The sequence below is a fragment of the Enterococcus sp. E5-162 genome (genome assembly GCF_035725965.1).
In the GTDB taxonomy this organism is placed as follows: Bacteria; Bacillota; Bacilli; order Lactobacillales; family Enterococcaceae; genus Enterococcus_B; species Enterococcus_B lactis.
Window position 1 is genome coordinate 14068 of record NZ_JAPRFV010000015.1, and the last position, 20360, is coordinate 34427.

At 38.9% G+C, this 20360-nt stretch carries 14 protein-coding genes; 8 read left to right on the forward strand and 6 right to left on the reverse strand.

The features are described 5' to 3' along the window. Positions 1 to 197: 197 nt before the first annotated feature. Positions 198 to 2396 (reverse strand): helix-turn-helix domain-containing protein, encoded by a 2199-nt coding sequence (locus tag OZZ83_RS12850; RefSeq protein ID WP_002314471.1) that lies wholly within the window; start codon positions 2394 to 2396, stop codon positions 198 to 200. Positions 2397 to 2626: 230 nt separating this feature from the next. Here OZZ83_RS12850 and OZZ83_RS12855 point away from each other — a divergent pair, with 230 nt between their 5' ends. The 7 genes from OZZ83_RS12855 (at position 2627) to OZZ83_RS12885 (ending at position 11471) form a co-directional block, all read left to right on the forward strand. Further along, entirely contained in the window at positions 2627 to 3619 is a 993-nt protein-coding gene (locus OZZ83_RS12855) for a LacI family DNA-binding transcriptional regulator (protein ID WP_002310850.1), read from the forward strand. Between the two features lie 60 nt (positions 3620 to 3679). Then, entirely contained in the window at positions 3680 to 5101 is a 1422-nt protein-coding gene (locus tag OZZ83_RS12860; protein WP_002335434.1) for a tagaturonate reductase, read from the forward strand. Continuing rightward, a complete protein-coding gene (locus OZZ83_RS12865; protein ID WP_002310848.1) occupies positions 5094 to 6593 on the forward strand; it encodes a UxaA family hydrolase in 1500 nt (499 codons plus the stop codon). The genes OZZ83_RS12860 and OZZ83_RS12865 overlap by 8 nt, the downstream gene beginning before the upstream one ends. 38 nt (positions 6594 to 6631) lie before the next feature. Then, a complete protein-coding gene (gene uxaC, locus OZZ83_RS12870; protein WP_002310847.1) occupies positions 6632 to 8026 on the forward strand; it encodes a glucuronate isomerase in 1395 nt (464 codons plus the stop codon). Positions 8027 to 8184: 158 nt separating this feature from the next. Next, positions 8185 to 8868: a rhamnogalacturonan acetylesterase gene (locus tag OZZ83_RS12875; protein WP_002335436.1), complete on the forward strand. Its 684-nt coding sequence runs from the start codon at positions 8185 to 8187 to the stop codon at positions 8866 to 8868. 1 nt (position 8869) lies between these two features. Next, positions 8870 to 9706, forward strand: coding sequence for a sugar phosphate isomerase/epimerase family protein (locus tag OZZ83_RS12880; RefSeq protein WP_002314466.1), 837 nt, complete (start codon positions 8870 to 8872; stop codon positions 9704 to 9706). A gap of 10 nt (positions 9707 to 9716) precedes the next feature. Then, positions 9717 to 11471 (forward strand): ABC transporter ATP-binding protein, encoded by a 1755-nt coding sequence (locus OZZ83_RS12885; RefSeq protein WP_002345670.1) that lies wholly within the window; start codon positions 9717 to 9719, stop codon positions 11469 to 11471. Positions 11472 to 11744: 273 nt separating this feature from the next. Here OZZ83_RS12885 and OZZ83_RS12890 read toward each other — a convergent pair whose 3' ends face one another. Together OZZ83_RS12890 and OZZ83_RS12895 are read right to left on the reverse strand one after the other, a co-directional pair. Then, complete coding sequence (locus OZZ83_RS12890) at positions 11745 to 12086, reverse strand: YlbF family regulator (RefSeq protein WP_002285994.1); 342 nt, start codon at positions 12084 to 12086, stop codon at positions 11745 to 11747. 67 nt (positions 12087 to 12153) lie between these two features. Beyond that, positions 12154 to 14325 carry a PBP1A family penicillin-binding protein gene (locus OZZ83_RS12895; protein ID WP_002310843.1) on the reverse strand — a complete coding sequence of 724 codons (2172 nt, stop codon included), beginning with the start codon at positions 14323 to 14325 and terminating at the stop codon, positions 12154 to 12156. 210 nt (positions 14326 to 14535) lie between these two features. On the opposite strand from OZZ83_RS12895, the gene OZZ83_RS12900 reads away from it, so the two are divergent. After that, on the forward strand, positions 14536 to 15393 hold the full coding sequence (locus OZZ83_RS12900; RefSeq protein ID WP_002310841.1) for an RluA family pseudouridine synthase: 858 nt from the start codon (positions 14536 to 14538) through the stop codon (positions 15391 to 15393). Between the two features lie 66 nt (positions 15394 to 15459). Here OZZ83_RS12900 and OZZ83_RS12905 read toward each other — a convergent pair whose 3' ends face one another. The 3 genes from OZZ83_RS12905 to OZZ83_RS12915 are packed head-to-tail and all read right to left on the reverse strand — an operon-like array spanning position 15460 to position 20307. Beyond that, positions 15460 to 16317, reverse strand: coding sequence for an ROK family protein (locus tag OZZ83_RS12905; RefSeq protein WP_002310840.1), 858 nt, complete (start codon positions 16315 to 16317; stop codon positions 15460 to 15462). After that, a complete protein-coding gene (locus OZZ83_RS12910; protein WP_002348181.1) occupies positions 16318 to 19005 on the reverse strand; it encodes an alpha-mannosidase in 2688 nt (895 codons plus the stop codon). 12 nt (positions 19006 to 19017) lie between these two features. Continuing rightward, positions 19018 to 20307 carry a glycoside hydrolase family 125 protein gene (locus OZZ83_RS12915; protein ID WP_002310838.1) on the reverse strand — a complete coding sequence of 430 codons (1290 nt, stop codon included), beginning with the start codon at positions 20305 to 20307 and terminating at the stop codon, positions 19018 to 19020. Positions 20308 to 20360 lie beyond the last annotated feature (53 nt).

Here is a 20360-nt window from a genome sequence, read left to right on the forward strand (position 1 = left end):
TAAAGTCAAATACTAAGGTTATTCTCCTTTCTTTTATTGCTTGAATCAGACCACAAGAAAAACAGCCTCTTGATTAAACGGCGTTTATCTTGTTGATTCTGCGGCAATAAAATCAGCCAGCACAAAACATGAAATGCTGTTTTTCGCTGTCCTCTTTTATTGCTTGAATCAGATCACAAGAAAAACAGCCTCTTGATTCACAAATATTTTTTTCGATATTCTCCCGGAGTGATCGATTCTTTCTTTTTGAAGAAACGAATAAAATTTTGCGGATTTCGATATTGCAGTCTTTCTGCAATATCTTTTACAGAGAGATTTGTTTCTTTCAACCACTTTTTCGCTACCTCTAGACGATGATTTTGGACGAAATCACCAAATTTTTCTCCTGTTTCCTTTTTAAATACATTGCTTAAATAATTAGGGTTATAATGCAACCTATCAGCAATCACATCTAGAGATAGATCACGGTCATATTCTGTATAGACGATGTGCATGATATTCTCCGAAAGATTTTTAAATTCATGATCAGTGATTGCTTGAGAACATTCTGTGATTGGCAAGACTAATTGTTCTAAAACAAGTTTTTCTAGCTCTTTAGGATGATAATTATTCAATGCTTTTACATAGATTTGTTTCATGTTATCAAAATTTTTTGAATCTACTCCCAATAACTGCCCTAATTGAACGAGCTCATTGATCAAACGGACCGAAACTACTTCTCGGCTCAGAGGATTTTTATTTTGTGCGAACAATGCATTAATTAATTCATGTACCAGCTTCCTTACTTCCTGATTTCCGGAACGAATAGCTTCAAACAATCGATTCTGTTCTTCTACTGGATATCTAATAAGCGTTTTTTCATGCGCAGCAGGAACAATTTCCTGATAAAATATGATCGAACTCGGACCAGTATTTACACGATAATACAGGGCTTCTTTTGCTCGGTCAACCGATTGCTTGCTTTCATTCAGCGTTTCGAATCGGTTACTGATACCTATACTCACAGTTAATTTCAAGTATTCTTTTACACGTTTTTGAATGAGTCGGCAATACTCCATGACTTTTTTGCTTGCTTCTGCATCGTCTTTATCCATTCGATAAATAGTGGCTTGCATTTCTTCATTCAAAACGATCGGCAGCATTCGATTTTCCTTTGGCACAATTTCCGTGATCATGTTGTTGATTGCTAAAAGTAGCAAATCACGCTCCCCACCGTGACTATCTTCTAACAGATCGATTTGAACCAAGGCCGTATAATAGCAGTCATTTTGAGAACTATAACCAAATTGCTGCAACCGCTGGTCTAGTTCTCGCCTTTCTACTCGATTTCTAAATAAACTAAGTACAAATAACGTTTCTAGTTGTGGCTTTTGGGTAACTAAGTGTGCACTTAACGCTTCTTTTTCTCCTATGATCCGACTGACTGATTGAGCGACCAAATCTAGTTCTTTCCCACTGAATCCTTTTGATTTAAGATTCAAACGTTCCTGAATTTGAGAAATTGGACGGGCAAATCTGTCCGAAAATAAATAGGAAAGGAGACCGATCAGTCCTACCAGCGTCAAAGACACTGCAACTAACCCGATTCTCAGATTGCGAATCGTTGCTCCAATTGCACTAGAATCAACTTCTAATCTGTAAATCCAATTATTATAATCTGATTTCAGTACGATATAGGATGTCCCATTTTCTCTTATCACTTTCAACTGGTTGTACTCTAGATCCACATCCGCTAATGCTTCTGGCTGCTCTTCTTCTTTTACTTTCTGTGTAGAAAAAAGCTTTCCATCTTCGTTTTCGATAGAAAGTATATCTTCTCCACTTTCCCCAACAACTTGTTCTATTGTATGTTTCTCTATCGTAGCAATTCCCAATGCATATTTTTCTTTTTCAAACATTGGTAAAGGAATCACCATTTCGATTCCTTTATTTTTCTTTTGCCAAAATAAATTATCTTTGTTATTTATGTACTTTTGTTGATACCTTTCAACTTCCTCTTCAGTCAGTTGAGTCAACGATCCATTGATTACTCCCCATTTACCAGCTAAACTGAGTAAATCATAATTATTATCATCCATAACAATTGTTTCTATAAAGTTTAGCTCTTTCCTGATTTCAGAATAAGTGGAGTAATTTGTATATGTCAGCGGATGCTTGAATATATCCGAGAAATTTTTGGTCGAACCATACGTAGAAAACGAATATTCGATTGTTCTGATTTTCCATTCAACGTTCGTTTTGACTTGCCTGAGTAGGTTCTTTTTATCTGTTAAATAACTCGATTCGATCGACTCATAGGTATTCTGATAAATAAATAAACTAAATCCTATGACAAGTACGGCTCCTAATAAAAACATCGGTAAAAATATTTTATAAAACACTGTACTTTTCTTCATTTTCTTCCTCTCTTCCCTTTAAGTAAAAGGCTTTCATTTTTCTGTAAAATTGATACTCATCTAATTAAATGAGCATTCCCCGTTTTTAAGAATAGCATAATTAAAAATAAAAAGCCAAGTAATTTTTAACGTGTGCAATCTTTTCATACCAAAGATCTATTGACTTATCGTAGTTATCGTAATATGATGAATGCGTTAACAAAAAGTGAAAAAGTAAGGAAAATGATGGAATGGTAACGATCAAAGATATCGCTAAAGCAGCTGGTGTTTCTCATACGACAGTTTCTCGTGCTTTGAATAACAGCAGTTTAATCAAAAATGAAACAAAACAAAAAATACGGCAACTAGCTAAGGAAATGAATTATTTGCCGAACTATAGTGCAAAAGGTTTAGTAAATCAAAAAAAATATCTTATCGGACTGTTTTTCTCAAGTTTGCATAAAGGAACTTCATCAAATTTCCTAGCAGATTCCATTGCAGGTATCCATTCAGTGTTGGACACAAACTACAGCTTATCTGTCGAAAGTATCGATGCTGTTGATTTAACAGAAATCAATTTGCAACGTTATGATGGTCTAATCGTTATGAGTCAAAGTGATGAAGATCAGCCTTTTATCGATTATCTAAAAGAAAAAGAGTTTCCCTTCGTAGTTGTCAATCGTCACATCAATGATCCAGCGGTTATCAATGTTACTGCCGATGATGCGGCCGGTGTTATGCAGGCAGTAGATTACGGTATTGGGTGCGGACATACGAAGATCGCTTATATTGGTGGGAAAAAAAACTTTCGTTCGACAAAAGAACGGGAAAAAGGTGTATTGGACAGTCTAAAAAAAGCAAGCATCCCTGCCAATCCAGCCTATTTTTTAACAGGGGACTACAGCTTAGAAAGCGGCCTCCAAAACATGGAGTACCTATTATCGCTTTCTGACCTGCCTACTCTGGTTTTTTGTGGCAACGACGACATAGCGATTGGTGCATTGAGAGCTGTACATTCAGCTGGTCTTCGTGTTCCCCAGAACATTTCTCTGATTGGGTTCGATGATTCTCCAGTCGTCTCCTATCTTAATCCACCGCTTACTACAGTACACAAACCGTTGAAAGAAATGTGTCAAGTAGGAACAAAGCTTTTATTGGATTTGATTGAAGACAGGCCGATCGAACAATCTAAAATGGAGCTCTCCACCTTACTGATGCTTCGTGAGTCGATCAATTACTTGTAAACTGCAAGTAATTTTATATAAAAATGTTAACGTGTGCATAACACAGAAAGGAAGTAATCTATGAATAAACTGACAAAAGAATTAGTGAAAAAAAACGAGGCTCCCGTAAAAGTTCTTCAATTCGGCGAAGGCAATTTTATGCGCGGATTTGTTGATTGGCAGATTCAGCAACTGAATAACCAACAATTGTTTAAAGGAAATGTCGCCATCATTCAGCCTTTAGAACAAGGTCTTGGGAATATGATGAACCAGCAAGACAATTTATATACGGTCATTTTACAAGGACTCAGCAATGGCGAAATCGTTGATACTTCCGAGATTATCACCATAGTAGAACAGATGATCAATCCTTATCATGAATGGGATGCTTATCTTTCTCTAGCAGAAAATGACGACTTAGCCTATATCGTCTCCAATACAACAGAGGCAGGAATCCAATTTGTGGAGACTGATGAACGAACAGATACGCCACCACAGAGCTTCCCGAGCAAACTGACAGCCTTTTTATATCGACGTTTTGAATTAAACAAAGCTGGTTTTACCATTATTCCTTGTGAATTGATTGACAGAAACGGTGAACGTCTAAAAGAAATTATTTTACGCTATGCAGAAAAATGGGATTTAGAACCTGCTTTTATTGAGTGGTTAGAAAAAGAAAATGTTTTTTGTTGTAGTTTAGTTGATCGCATCGTACCAGGTTATCCTCGTGAGGATGCAGATGTTTTCAATCAACGACATAACTATGAAGATCAATTGATGGTCAAAGCGGAACCATTCATGCTTTGGGTGATCGAAGGACCTAAAGAGTTGGAAAATCAACTACGATTCAAACAGGCTGGCTTGAATGTCATCATCACAGATGATATGACTCCTTATCGTGAACGTAAGGTACATTTGCTTAATGGACCGCACACAGCGATGGTCCCTCTTGCTTTGTTGGCGGAATTGGAAACTGTAGAAGAAGTAATGAAAGATCCTTTATTCTCCGCTTATGTTGATCAGCTATTCGATCTAGAATTGATTCCTATGCTTTCTTTACCTAAAGATGAATTAGCCATTTATGCTGATCAAATCAAAGAACGTTTCTTGAATCCTTTTGCCCATCACAAATTAGAAGCGATTTCATTAAATAGTGTTTCAAAATTCAGCACCCGTCTGCTTCCGGTCTTCAAGAAGTATATCGAAGAAAAAAATCAAGTACCACCGCTAATCTCTGTTTCACTAGCTGCGTTACTTCTTATGTATCGAGGCGATCAAGTAAAGCCCCATGATGATGAAAAGACGATAAGCGAATTTGTTGATGCTTGGTCTGATAATGAAACAGCTATTCTTCGATTATTGCAAAACGCTGCGCTTTGGGGAGAAGATTTGTCTCAATTACCGAATGTGGCAGATACTGTTCAAGAAATGGCTACAAAAATCGATCAAAAAGGTGTCCGAGCAGTATTACAAGAAATGAAAGGAACGATGGTCCATGCTTGAAACCCTGCAACCAACAATGAAATTAAATCAACGAGACAGTGTTGTTGTCGCATTAACACCTATCCCAAAGCAAACACAACTGACGATTGATCAGCAAACGATCACCACTCTTGAAGATATCCCGCAAGGTCACAAGATTGCATTGAGTGATTTGAAAGCTGGAGACAACGTGATCAAATATGGCTATCCAATCGGGCACGTGACGACAGATGTAACTGCCGGTCAATGGCTGCACACTCATAATGTAAAAACCAACCTTTCTGGTGAATTGGATTATCGATATGAAAAAGATGTCCATCCAAGTCATTATCCTTTTGAGAACCGAACATTTCAAGGCTACTTACGAAAAAATGGAAAAGTAGGGATTCGTAATGACTTGTTCTTAGTCCCTACCGTTGGGTGTGTGAATGGAATTGCTGAACTGATCGTCAAACAGTTCAAAGAAAAACATCCGGATCTGGGACAGTTTGATCATATTACGATTTTAAAGCATCCCTACGGCTGTTCACAGCTTGGAAAAGATCATCAAAATACTCGAGAAATCTTAGCAGACGCGGTAAACCATCCAAATGCTGGCGGAGTTTTAGTGTTTGGATTAGGTTGCGAGAACAATACCGTTCCTGAATTCAAAAAAATTTTAGGTGAATATGATGAAGAACGAGTGAAATTTCTAGTGGCTCAAGATGTCTATGATGAGATCGAACAAGGCGTAGCTCTATTAGAAGAACTTTTAACCGCGGTCGAAAACGACCAGCGCATACCAGTCCCGCTCTCTAAGTTGAATGTCGGTTTGAAATGCGGCGGTTCTGATGGTCTATCGGGAATAACTGCCAATCCTTTGCTTGGTGCATTTTCTGATTACTTGATTGCTCAAGGAGGTAGCACGATCTTAACAGAAGTGCCAGAAATGTTTGGTGCAGAACAAGTATTGATGGCACGAGCGGAAAATGAAAAAGTTTTTGGTTCAATCGTTGACTTGATCAATGACTTCAAACAGTATTTCTTGTCTTACGGGGAACCAGTTTACGAAAACCCATCTCCTGGTAATAAAGCAGGTGGGATCACTACATTAGAAGATAAGTCTTTAGGCTGCACGCAAAAATCAGGAAGCTCTCCTGTCGTTGATGTACTGCAATATGGCGAAAAAATCAGAAAACCAGGACTTAGTTTATTGCAAGCTCCCGGGAATGATCTTGTAGCTGCCTCTGCTCTTGCTTCATCCGATTGCCAGTTGGTCTTGTTTACCACAGGAAGAGGGACTCCGTTTGGCTCATATGTCCCTACGGTCAAGGTATCTACGAACACGACTCTTTTTGAACGCAAAGGTCATTGGATGGACTTTAATGCAGGCGTCTTATTAGAACAACCAATGGAAGTGATCTTAGAATCATTTGTTCAAAAAATCATCGCTGTGGCTAGTGGAGAAGAAACGAAAAATGAACAAAATGACGTTAGAGAAATTGCCATTTTTAAAAACGGAGTAACACTTTGATTTTCATAAAACAGTATAAAAAGAAAGAAGGAAGATTTATGTTTTTATCTGATGATTTTTTATTAAAAGACGATTGGGCGAAAAATCTTTATCATTCCTACGCAAAAAATATGCCCATTATTGATTATCACTGTCACTTAGATCCAAAAGAAATTTACGAAAACAACAATTTCAGCAATCTGACAGAAGCTTGGTTAGGAGGCGATCATTACAAATGGCGCTTGATGCGAGCTTGCGGCGTGCCTGAAGAAAAAATCACAGGAAATGCTTCTGATTTTGAAAAATTTTTAGCTTGGTGTCAAACCGTACCAAAAATTATCGGCAATCCGCTTTACAGTTGGTCACATCTTGAATTGAAGCGTTTCTTCGATATTGACTTGTTGATAAATGAAGAAAACGCAGAGAAAATTTGGACACAAGCAAATGAAATTTTGGCATCTCCTGATTTCCGTCGGCGGGAAATCGCGAAAAAATCGAATGTAGAAGTGATTTGTACGACAGATGATCCAGCAGATGACTTACACTATCATCAATTGCTTGCTCATGAAGAACCAGATTTGAAAGTTCTCCCTTCATTCCGTCCAGACAAAGCACTCAATATTGAAAAAGAAGGATTTAATGTATGGATTACACTACTGGAAGAAGCAGCTGACCAAACGATTACCACCTATCAAGAACTGATCGAAGTTTTAGGGCAGCGGATAGAATACTTCCATCAACATGGATGTCGTGTTTCCGACCACGCTTTAGACACCTTACGCTATAAAGAAGCGGATGAAACAGTATTAGAAGAGATTTTTCAAAAAGCACGAGCTAACAAACTATTATCTTCAGATGAAATCGATGCTTATCGTACAGAAACACTGATACGTTTGACCCACTTCTATCATTCTCATAATTGGACAATGCAGCTGCATATTCATGCTTATCGTAATTGTAATACACAAATGTTGGAAAAATTAGGACCCGATACCGGTTATGATGGAATGAATGATCTTTCTTTGACTATTCCTCTGCAAAAATTATTGAATCGTGCAGAAGAAACGAATCAGTTGCCAAAGACGATCCTCTATTCACTGAATCCAAATGACTACCCTGCGATTTTAGCTTTGATGGGCTGTTTCCAAAAAGAACAGAATGGAAAACTGCAGTTAGGTTCTGGATGGTGGTACAACGATACTCGAGCTGGTATGCGCGATCAATTGACACAGTTTGCTGATGGTAGTGCTTTGGGGAATTTTGTCGGCATGCTGACAGATTCAAGAAGTTTCCTTTCCTACACTAGACATGAATATTTCCGTCGTGTTCTTTGTGAATTTTTAGGCGAAATGGTCATGCGAGGGGAAGCACCTGAGGATGAACAACTTTTAGGAAGTCTCGTTCAAGCGATTAGTTATACAAATGCTAAAAATTACTTTGGCTTTTTTGCCTAATTGATTAATAGTAACAGTAACGAATCAAAAACAGGATAGCGAAATAACGGAATCCGTTTATCCACGTTTTAGAGAAGAAGACGGACCAAATTTGCTCCGTCTTCTTCTCTTGCTGTTCTGCTTCATTGCCTATAAACCTTTATGAAAGAAGAGATAACATGCCTACTATCCATATTGCCGGTGATTCTACTGCGGCAGAAAAAGATGAAAACAAGCGTCCCGAGACAGGTTGGGGAGAAAAAATATCTGCTTATTTTTCACCTGAGATCCAGATTAATAACCAAGCAAAGAATGGACGCAGCACTAAAACATTTATCCAGGAAGGAAGGTTAGCCCGTTTAGCTTCACAGTTTCAGCCAAATGATTTCTTATTTGTACAATTTGGACATAACGACCAGAAAATCCAAGAAGAAAGAGGTACGCTTCCCTTCGGTAGCTATTTAAAAAATCTGCAGATATTTTTTGAATGCGCAAAAAAAGCGAATGTCCACATGGTCTTGCTGACATCTGTGACGCGACGAGATTACTTAGAAAATGGAACATTGAATCCAGATATACTTGGAGACTATCCAAAAGCGATGCGTGCATTTGCTGAGAAATATCATATTCCGCTTTTAGATGTTTTCTCACGATCACAAGAATATTTCCAGACCTTTTCAAAAGAAGAGACAAAAAAATTCTATCTGCATCTTATGCCTAATAGTTGTGAAAATTACCCAGAAGGACTAAAGGATAATACCCACTTTAGTCCAGAAGGCGCTGATAAAGTTGCCCGAATAATTGCTGAATTGATAAAAGAATCCCGTCTGCCTCTTGCTGATTATTTACAAAAAGGAGTTTGAAATGTTTCCATTAAATTTAGGCATTCGTGCCCATGATCTAGAGGTTCGAAATCGTGAAGAAATCGTTCAAAAAGTATCACAGCTTCACTTGTCCCATATCCAATTTGCACCGCAAAAAGCATTTCCTGAACAACTTAAATTAAATGCCATGACACTTGGAAGTGCTGCCTATTTTGGTGAATACTTCCAAAAAAACAATATCGAACTTTCCATTTTAGGATGCTATATCAACCTATCCAGCAAAAATCAAGAAGTTCGTGCACAAGCATTAGCAACTTTCAAACAGCAAATTGCTCTGTGCTCTGCCTATCAAGCCAAGATGATCGCTACAGAAACTGGTAGTGTCTCTGTCGGTTACACAAAAGAAAATTTTACTGAAGAAGCTTATCAGATCGCTAGAAATTCTGTCATTGAATTAGTCGCTCATGCAGAAAATTTTGGCGTAACTGTTGCTGTTGAAGCAGGGATCAATCATCCAATCTATAACTATCAGTTAGCCAAACGTTTAGTCGATGAAGTAGCTTCACCAAATTTAAAAATTATTTTAGATTGTGCGAATTTGATGCATAAAGAAAATCATACTGATCAGGAGAAAGTGATCCAAGGTGCCTTGGACAATTTACAGGGTTGTATTACAGCCCTTCATCTCAAAGACTACATCATGGAAAATGGAAAGATCCGCATGGTTCCTGTTGGCAAAGGCTGTTTAGATTTCCGACCGGTACTGCATTATATCAAATATGAGCGTCCTCTAATGTACGCCACTCTTGAAGCTACTCCTGAGATTTATGTTCCTGAAGCAATAGAACACTTGCAGTTTATTTACCAAGATTGTTAAGGAGAAGATTATGGAGGAACGAATACAGAAAAGTTATCAAAAATATCATGCAAATGCTTTTCAGACATTGCTGCATCTTTATCAGGGGAATTATTGGCGCTTTGCTATGTCAGGACTCTTTTTTATTATCAAACATCTTCCATCTTGGTTAATGCCGATCGCTATTGCCAATGTAATCAATGCAGCTTCATCAAAAGATTCCTCTCAATTGCAGGCGATTTATTTCAACGCTTTTTTGATGACTTGTCTGATCGGTCAAAATATATTGACGAATTATTTTCATGTAAAATACCATAGCACTTCGATCCGGCAAGTAGAAGCTGGACTAAGAGCGACCCTTATCAAGAAAATCCAAGAACTTTCTATTCCCTATCAAAAAGAATTGCAATCTGGCCGGATCCAATCAAAGATCATCCGTGATGTAGAAGCCATCCAAACATTGTCCTCTCAAGTATTTGTCAGCGGATTGAACATTGCTGTCAATTTATTCGTGGCTTTAGGTATCACGCTTTATAGAAGTCCTGTCGTTTTCTTGTTTTTCTTATTGACTGTCCCTCTCGCCGCGTTAGTTACTCTTTTTTTCCGGAAAAGGATCAGACAGTCCAATTCAGATTTCCGGCAAGAAATGGAAGAAACTTCTGCAAAAGTGATCGAAGTGATCGAATTAGCACCGATTGCTCGAGCTCATGGGTTAGAAAAACACGAAACCACTCGCTTAAATAAGCATTTTACCCAAATCTATGAAAAAGGATTCCACTTAGATATCCTGCAATCTGTTTTCGGATCAGTCAGCTGGGCTAGTTTTCAGATATTTCAGCTGATTTGTTTGATTTTCACTGGGATATTAGCTTTACAAGGGCGTATCCAACCAGGTGATGTCGTGATGTATCAGACATATTTCACAACGATCGTCAATTCCGTTTCTGGAATGATCACACTGATTCCTACGATTTCAAAAGGCATGGAATCTATTACTTCTATTGGTGAACTGTTGATTGCTGGCGATGTAGAAACTTATCACGGTAAGAAAAAAATCCAACATTTGGATGGAAATTTTCGTTTTGAGGATGTTTCTTTTCATTACCCGGACTCACTCAAGCCGATTATCGATCATTTTTCTCTAGAGGTGAAAGCTGGAGAAACAATTGCTTTTGTTGGGCCATCTGGTTCTGGAAAATCTACACTCCTTAACTTATTGATTGGATTTATCCAGCCGTCTTCAGGGAGGATTTTCTTGGATGATCAGCCTTTGGATGAATTGGATATGCGAAGTGTGCGTAATTATTTAGCCGTTGTTCCTCAAACCACTTTGTTGTTCTCCGCTTCGATCAAAGAGAACATCACTTATGGCTTGAAAAACGTATCAAAAGAACGTTTAGATGAAGTCATCGAAGCTGCGCAACTTTCTTCACTGATTGACCAGCTTCCTGATGGTCTGGATACCTTAGTAGGCGAACATGGCAACAAGCTGTCTGGTGGCCAAAAACAACGTATCTCTATTGCACGAGCATTGATACGTCAGCCGAAAATCATTTTGCTAGATGAAGCAACTTCAGCTTTAGATAACCAGTCAGAGAAAAAAATCCAGCAGGCCCTGAATTACCTGACAGAAACACCCACTACTTTTATTGTGGCTCATCGGCTTTCAACAATCAAAGAGGCAGATAAAATCGTCGTGATCGATGAAGGAAAAATCGTTGAGATGGGTACTTACGAAGAGCTGTTAGCTCAAGAGGGCTATTTTTACCGTTTGAAAAATGAATGACAAAAAAAGGAGAGACGACAAGAGTTTTGTCGTCTCTCCTTTTTCTGAATAAACGGTGTTCTCCTGCCAACTCCTCGGTCACAAATCACAATAGTCATCAAACATGAGAAGCTTTTTTTGAAATTGTTCCTTGTAACTCAGAGTTAAACGGTAGGCTCACGACCTCTTGGTAAATGGTGTTCAAGCGACAGTCTATCGGCAATAAGAAGCAATTTTGTCATCGCTCAAGGCTGAACAGCTCTTTCACAACCTCTGTTGTTTCATAAAATAGTTCTATTCGCTGTAAAGGTCGCGAACTGGCGTCATGATAATCCGGTTCAAGTCATTAATGATCGTACTGAACCCTTGTTCTTTTTGCATTAAATCATTGATTACTTCTTCTGATTGAATTTTTACAGCCATTTCTTGTGCTTTCATTGCATCTTCGTCGCTGAATTCTTGTCCGCTCATTTGTTTTTCTTGTAATTCGATTTGCATCGCTTGGAAGTCTTTGAATAGCTTGTGTGCTTCTTCGTTTGCTTGTACTTTCTCGTACGCTTCTTTCAACGCTTTGAATTCTGGTAATTCACGGATCTCACGTTCGATCTGATTTGCGCTATCGTAGATGTTTGACATGTTATGCCCTCTTTTCTTTTAGTAGTTACTCTCTATTGTAACATGGGGTTATTCGTTTTCAAAGGGTCTACTCTCCTTGATATTTCCGCCAGAGGTCTTTAGCCGCTTCACCAATTCCCTGAACGCCTTCTTTCACCATATCGCCGAAATTCTTCAATCCTTCTTTTGCTTGTTCACCGTATTGATTCAAGTTATCTTGCCAATTTCCAGACTCTCCATTAGAATTACCTGTGTTTCCAACTTGATCTGCTGCTACTACTTGCCCTCCTGTGGCATAGGCATCCGCTACACTAAATCCTGTTTTGGAAGTATAAGGAAGGATACCTTCTGCCGCTGATTTGAAGACTTTCCCGACAACATTTCCACTTGTCCCTTCCAAATAATGCAGCTTGCTGGATTCTTCATACCCCATCCATGTCGAAATCACTACGTCTGGCGTATACCCAATCATCCATTGGTCATTTGCTTTCGTGGCATCGAAATTAGTTTCTGTGGTTCCTGTTTTCCCTGCTATCGTATAACCTGCAGGATTCGCAGCAGCTGCTGTCCCATTTGAGAATGTACCAAGAAGCATGCTAGTCATTTCATCGGCTGTTTCCTTTGATATGACCTGTTTTGGCTTTTTGTTTGTATTATCGATGATCACCGCTCCAGTTGAATCAACGATTTTCGTGATGAGATGCGGCGTATACATCTGACCTTCATTGGCAAATGCACTGTAAGCACCCGCCATGATCATTGGAGATACTCCTTTTTCTAATCCGCCAAGAGCTAAGCCATAATACTTATCAGATTTTGCTAAAGGCAGGCCGAATTCTTCTGCTTTATCATATCCTTTTTGTAAACCGATCTCATGCAAAAGCCATACAGCAGGCAAGTTCAAACTTTGTGCAACAGCCTGATACATCGGTACTTCTCCTTGGTATGTCCCGTCAAAATTATGCGCATCGTAATAACTTTGCGGTTCATCTTTCAAGACACTAGAAGGCTTGTAGCCAGCTTCCAACGCTGGTGTATACACGCTTAATGGTTTGATCGTTGATCCTGGAGAACGGCGCATCTGTGTAGCAAAGCTGAATCCTCTAAAGACATGATCTCCTCTTCGTCCTACTAATGCTTGTACACCGCCTGTATTCGGATCTAAAGCTACTGAAGCAGATTGGACCATGGCACCATCTGAAGCATTTGCTGGGAATAATGCATTATTTTGATAAGTAGCTTCTAATTGCTTTTGGTAATCCTGATCTAAAGCTGTATAGATTTTATAGCCTTTATTCATGACATCTTCTTCATCAAGACCATACTCGTTAACTGCTTCATCGATCACTGCATCAAAATAATAAGGATAACGATAACCAGAATCTGAATTGTCGTATGTGTCATGAAGATAAGCACTGATGTCTGTCTGGCTTTCTGCTTGTTCTTGTTCTTTTGTGATTTTTCCGTTTTCTTCCATTACGCTTAATACTGTGTTTTTCCGATCATTCGCATTTGCTGGGTGATCAATCGGATTATAAATACCAGGACCTTTCAGCATTCCTGCCAAAGTAGCAGCCTCAGATAGCGTAACATTCGTTGCATCTACTCCAAAATACTTTCTGGAAGCGTCTTGGACACCCCATACCCCGTTGCCAAAATAGGCATTGTTAAGATACATGGTCAAGATTTCTTCTTTGCTGTACTTCTTTTCGATCTCGATTGCCAAAAATAATTCCTTCGCTTTTCGATCAAATGTTTGATCTAATGTCAGATAAGCATTTTTGGCAAGCTGCTGAGTGATCGTACTTCCTCCGCCCCCTGATGTTCCGCCAGACAAAACCATCCGAACAGCCGCACGGGCGATTCCTTTGATATCAAATCCGTGATGTTCGTAAAAATTCCTATCTTCTGTCGAGATCACCGCATCTTGGATATAGGGAGAAATCGCGTTTAATTCTACGTATGTCCCTTTTTGGGCGTACAGTGTGCCAGCTTCTTCATTTTTCTTGTCATAAATGACTGTCGATTGGCTTAATCCAGATTTTAACGTTTCGACATTTGCTTGTTTGGCTAAAATAAAAAGGTAGATACTTGTCACTAAGACACAGATCAAACCAATCAGCAAAATCAATTTGTTCACATGATATTTTTTCCAAATGCGCTTTCGCCATCGATGGAATTGTCCGAGATATGGTCTGATCCATCGCCAAAAACTGATCAAAGCAGCTTTTATCTTTCCTAAAATGCTTTGAAAATCCATTCGCTTCTTCTCCTGTCTATTCAATTCAATCGTCTTATTTTACCATAATGAAAGAGTGTTTTCTTCCTGCTTAAGTTGTAGTTCGATTTGTTTTTTTTCGCTAGTGCAAGTAGAGTAACATAAGAATGAACAGAAAAATGTAAGTTTTTTCTTAAATATGTTTTAAAAATGGTACAATTAGTCTGCAATTTTACCGAAAGGAGTACACTTGTGAAAATCACGATTACTTTACCTATGAACCACCCTGAAACAACGATTCGCGACTTGCTTGAAAAGGAATGGTTAGTTCCTAGAAAGGTTCGGCACTTTTTGCGTATACGTAAAAACGTTTGGATCAATCAACAACCTGCTTTGTTCCATCATGAAGTAAAAGGCAATGACCAGATCACATTGTTATTCGAAGAAACAGATTATAATTATCAAGAAGTCCAATTAGGAGATGCGAAGCACATCCGTGTTTTATATGAAGATGAACATTTGATTATAGTGGATAAGCCTGCAGGAATGAAGACTCATCCAAACGAACCAACAGAAAACAGTACCTTGCTCAATCACTTAGCTGCTTATCTCGATACGAAAAAACAACGACCTTATGTTGTCCACCGTTTGGACAAAGAAACAAGCGGCGCTGTTTTATTTGCAAAAAACCCATTTGTCTTGCCGATACTTGGAAGAATGTTGGAACAAAAAATGATCTATCGGAGATATCAAGCCATCGTATGGGGGAAAATCGCCAAAGATAGGACTATTACCAATAAAATCGGACGCGATCGCCATGATCGGAGAAAACGGGTCGTAGATGATAAAAATGGTCAGAACGCCTTGACACATGTCACTGTCGACAAAGTACTTTCTGGAAAAACACAAGTGTATTGTGTTTTGGAAACCGGTCGTACGCACCAGATCAGAGTTCACTTAGCTCATATAGGGCATCCAATCGTCGGAGACCCTCTTTACCAAAATAGACCAGCTGAACGGCTGATGCTCCATGCATTAGAACTGCACATGATTCATCCATTTACTCAAGAAAAAATAGTTGGTAAAGCTTTACCCGGATTGTGGAAATAGAAAGAAGATCGTAGTCCTATCATTATCTGCTGATAAGACTACGTTCTTTTTGTGTAACTTGTCTGCTTACTTTTGATGTTCGTGTTCTGCTAACAGCAAACTACCGATAATCCCACTTTCATTCGGCAGTCCCCAACGAACGATATATTCACTTACTTGAGGTGTTTCCATGTAGCCACCCATCAATTCAACAAATTGCTGACGAATTTTTTGAAGGAGATGATCCTGATTCATTACCCCGCCGCCTAAAATAATCTTTTCAGGTGCTAACGTCAACGTATAGTTGATCAGTGCTTGAGCAATATAGAAAGCTTGAATATCCCAAATCGGATGATCTTGTGGCAGATCTTGCCCTTTGATTCCTATACGTGCCTCAATAGACGGACCTGCTGCTAATCCTTCTAAACAGTCTTTATGATAAGGACAAGTGCCTTCATATTGATCATCTGGATGGCGTTTTACCCAAATATGTCCCATTTCAGGATGTGCGATTCCTGAAAAAATTTCCTCATTGATCACAACGCCTGCACCGATTCCTGTTCCCACGGTAAGGTAAATACAACTATTTTTTCCTTGTGCCGCCCCTTGCTTCAGCTCCCCGTATGCAGCCGCATTGACATCCGTCGTCCAAGCAACAGGAACATTGTAGCGTTTCCTGATTGTGCCGAGAAAATCAAATTGTGCCCATCCTTTTTTGGGAGTTGCCAAAACGTATCCGTAATTATCTTTTGTTTGGTCGATACCAATCGGGCCGAATGAGCCAATCCCGATTCCATTCAGTTCATAACGATCAAAAAATTCAAATACTTGATCCAATGTTTCTTCTGGTGTTGTGGTAGGAATACTTGTTTTTTCCAAAATCTCTCCATCTTCTGAAACCGCACACACAAATTTTGTTCCGCCTGCTTCTATTCCGCCATACATTTAGTTTTCCTCCTCGAATCCGATTGTCCGAATTTCATAAGGTTGGATTATCGGGACAACCGATTGCTGCGTTGGTTCTTCAAGCAGATTCAATATGACCGTTTTTCGATTGTCTTTAGTTATTTCTAATTTTTCTAAATGACTAGACATATTGAAACCTCTCACTACTACTTTATCACTAAACTTACTCCGTTTCAAAGCTGTAATTGCAAACGTTTCACTTTTTATCGTTAAATATTGTTGTTTTGATGCCAATGTTCCTTCATGATGTTTGATTTGTTGAGTGGAAAAAGGAATCTGTGCCGCGTATGCATGCAAATAAGTAGAGAATGTTTCTTCTGGTCCATGTAGTTCAACGCTGTAATTGAACTGATGCTTACCTAAACACTGTGCTTCTGGTGTTGGAAAATACCCCCAATCTCCTAGTTCTCCTACACAGCGAAGTAGCGTCACCGCGATTTGTCCATCTGCTGTTACTTCGTATTCATTCAAACCAAAGTTACCAACTGTTACACCGTTCTGTTCATCATGAATATTGACAAATGCTTGCTGATGTTGCGGATTCGTGGGATTTTCCCAGCTCCTAGATACATGGTTTGGGCGCTTTACTACTTCAAAAATACTATCTGCTTCGTGATGTTCCACATGTAACTTTGTAGGAAACAAGATACGCAATCGATGATCTTTCATTTGATTGTCAAGAGTCGTTTCAAAGTCGATTTTTTTACTATCTTTTCTGACTGTCATGATCGTTTCTATTTGAAGGATCCGTTTTTCTTTAGATCGTTCTGCTTTTCGATAACGAAATTCTACAACCATCCGTTGTTCTTTCTCTAAACGCTCGTCTGCAGAAACTGGGATCTCCATTTCCTGTAGAATACTTATTTTTGCTATTTCTGGTGTATCTACTAATACTTTTACTTCAGAGTCCTCTTGATTACTGGATAGGATTGGTTGATCATAGACAGGTTGCTTAAAGATATACTCGTTTCCTATATCACCGATATCTTCAAAAATATGCAGGTTATTCCATTTTCGTTTGTTTTTACGATCTTCCATTGTAATGGTACCGTTTTTTTTAATCGTCAAACGCAGGTGGGCGTTTTCGACGATTCGTCCACTCTGACGGATCATTGTTTCCTTTTCTTCTGCTTTCGCTTCCCCTTCTACAAGCGCGAATGTTTCCCAAGAAAAAGCTGGCATGTTTTTTATTGGTAAAGTTACCTTGATTGTCCTTGCCATATATGGCACACGGAAACGATCTTTCGGCAAATCATAACCAAATTGTACAGTTTCTTCAGATAAAATAGCTGGTATAGTGGCCCCGCTTTTTGTTTCTACGTGATACTTCCGTCTAGGCAACTGTTCTAACTCTTGATACAGATGTTCCGGTATTCCCTCAGCGAATCTTTTTCTTTCTAATTCGATGGTTATTTCTGCTTCGCCAGTTTTATCCATTCCTGCAGTATTTACAACGACAAATGGAAAGCTGTCTTTTGGAAATCCAGTTGTATCGATTGCTGTGGCCAGTTGTTCTAAAGAATCTTGTGCAAGATACTTTCCGACTTCATCTGCTTTTTCAAAACGAGGAATCATTTCCCGATGGACAGAATCGACTGAACAACCGCAAATACTGTCATGAGGATGATTTTGCATTAATGTCTTCCAAGCATAATCTAATTGATCGTGGGGATAAATCCCTGTAACTTCGTAAGCCATCGTCGCAAGTGGTTCTGTGATGTTTTCTAGCTGCCGTTGGACCTTGGTATTCCATTGTTTCAAATAAACGCGAGCAGATGCTGTATTGGCTAAAGTATACCAGCCATCCGTTTCTTGACTTGTCAATTCTCCTTCTACTGAACCTAAGTCTTCTGGCAACTCTTGTCGAACTGCTTCCAGATAGTCAGTAAAATTAGAATGGATGAACTCGTAATCTGGAAACAGCTCATTTGCGAGATGAATTGCTTTTGATATATCTTTTTGTACTGGTTGATGATCAACACCATTCATCATTAATAGATGATCAGTAGATGCATATTGTTCTGCATCTGCTAATTTCTGCTTCCAAAAGACACGAGCAGCTTCTTTTTCTACGGGAATCTCGTTCCCATTGCTATACCAATTGGCAAATAACAGACCAAAAATTTCTGTTTGATCAGGTCCTTTCCACCACATCTCTGAGTATTGAGAAGAATAGTTTTCTGCTTCCAGAACTTGATTGTCAAAGCCAATTGGTTTTACCCCACGGCCAAACGCCGCTGCTGAAATACCAGCTTGTTTCATTAATTGAGGCGTCTGTCCCATATTTCCAAATGTATCAGGAAAATAACCTAACATGACGGGGGTTCCCCATTTACGGCTTTCTTCCATACCAATCAGCATATTTCTCACGTTTGATTCCGAACTGATCAGAAAATCATCTTGCAAGATATAAAATGGTCCGATTCTCAATTTTCCTTCATTGATTGCTTGTTGGAGCGCCTGTCTTTTTTCTGGTCTTACTTGAAGATAGTCATCTAAAATAATCGTTTGCCCATCCAAATGAAAACTGTTGAAGGACGGATCAACTTCAAATAGCTCTAATAAATCGTCTATCAATTCAATCAACCGCATGTGATGCTGTTCGTAAGCCATGTACCATTCACGATCCCAGTGACTATGAGAAATGATATATACTTTCTTTTTCATTTACAGTACCTCCTATTTTTCTACTCGAATATCAAAGTAATCCATGACTAATTCGCAAAACATCATGTTTGCCCAAGAAAACCATTCTCTTGTATAATTTTCAGGATTGTTCACATCAAATCCTTCGTGCATAAGATGTGTTCCTGCATCAGTTGCTACAAGCAAATTCAATAGCCGTTCTTTTTCAGATTTATCTGGTGTTGTCATTCCTTCCATAGCTAGTGCAATTGGCCAAACATACTCTTTTGGCGTATGGGAAGAACCAATTCCTTTTGCATACTTTCCTTCATAAAAATATGGATTCTCTTTACTCAACAATGTTCTTCTTGTTTGAAGATAATCTTCCTCTTTTTCCGAACAGTAACCCAAATAAGGTGCCGCGATCAAATTGGGCACATTGCTGTCATCCATGACCGTCGCGTGCCCCATTCCATCTACTTCGTATGCATAAATCGTTTGCCCTTTTTGATTAACCGTCCGTCCGTGATTTTGGATACCTTCTTGAATCTCTTTCTTCAATATTTGTGCTTTCTGTACAATTTCTTTATCATCGAGTATCGTTTGGAAAATTTCTTCCACATAACCTAACACGACCACCGCAAACATATTGGATGGTACCAGATATCCGTAACGGCAAGCATCATCGCTAGGACGGAACCCAGACCATGTCATACCTGTAAAAGTTGTTTTGGCTCCTCGTCCGTCATTGATCAGCGTATCTTCTTTTCTTGTCGTATCTCGTATAAATGTATAAGGAGAGTGTTCATGATCCTGCTCTGTTTCGAACACGCCTAAGATTTTTTTGATCCCTTCAATAAAAGTTGGGTTGAATTGGTCCGTTTTTCCTGTATTTTTATAAAGAAGATAGGCCAACTGTATCGGGTAGCATAAAGAATCAATTTCATATTTTCTTTCCCAGATCCAATCGTTCATTTTTGTGTGATCTGTTTGGTGTCCCGCACCGTTCGCTTCTTCATTGAAGGCATTCGCATATGGATCGATGTTGATATAAAAAAATTGCTTTTTGACCAACCCACTAATCATGTCAGCTAGTTCCTCATCTTCTTTTGCAATCACTAAATAAGGACGAACTTGTGCAGTAGAATCTCGCAACCACATTGCAGGAATGTCTCCTGTCAATAAAAAAGTAGTACCGTCATTTTGCTTTTTGACTGTTGTCAATAATGTGTTGGCAAATGCTGCTGTAAAATTCGTTGCCCAGTCCGCATGGTTTTTCCCGCATTTTTGTGTGATATCATTCATAAATTTTTGTACTGACTTTGGTATATCTTTATAAACCATATAAATTTCCTCTTTTCATTTGATATATCTTTAAAGATTATACCTCTTGTGTC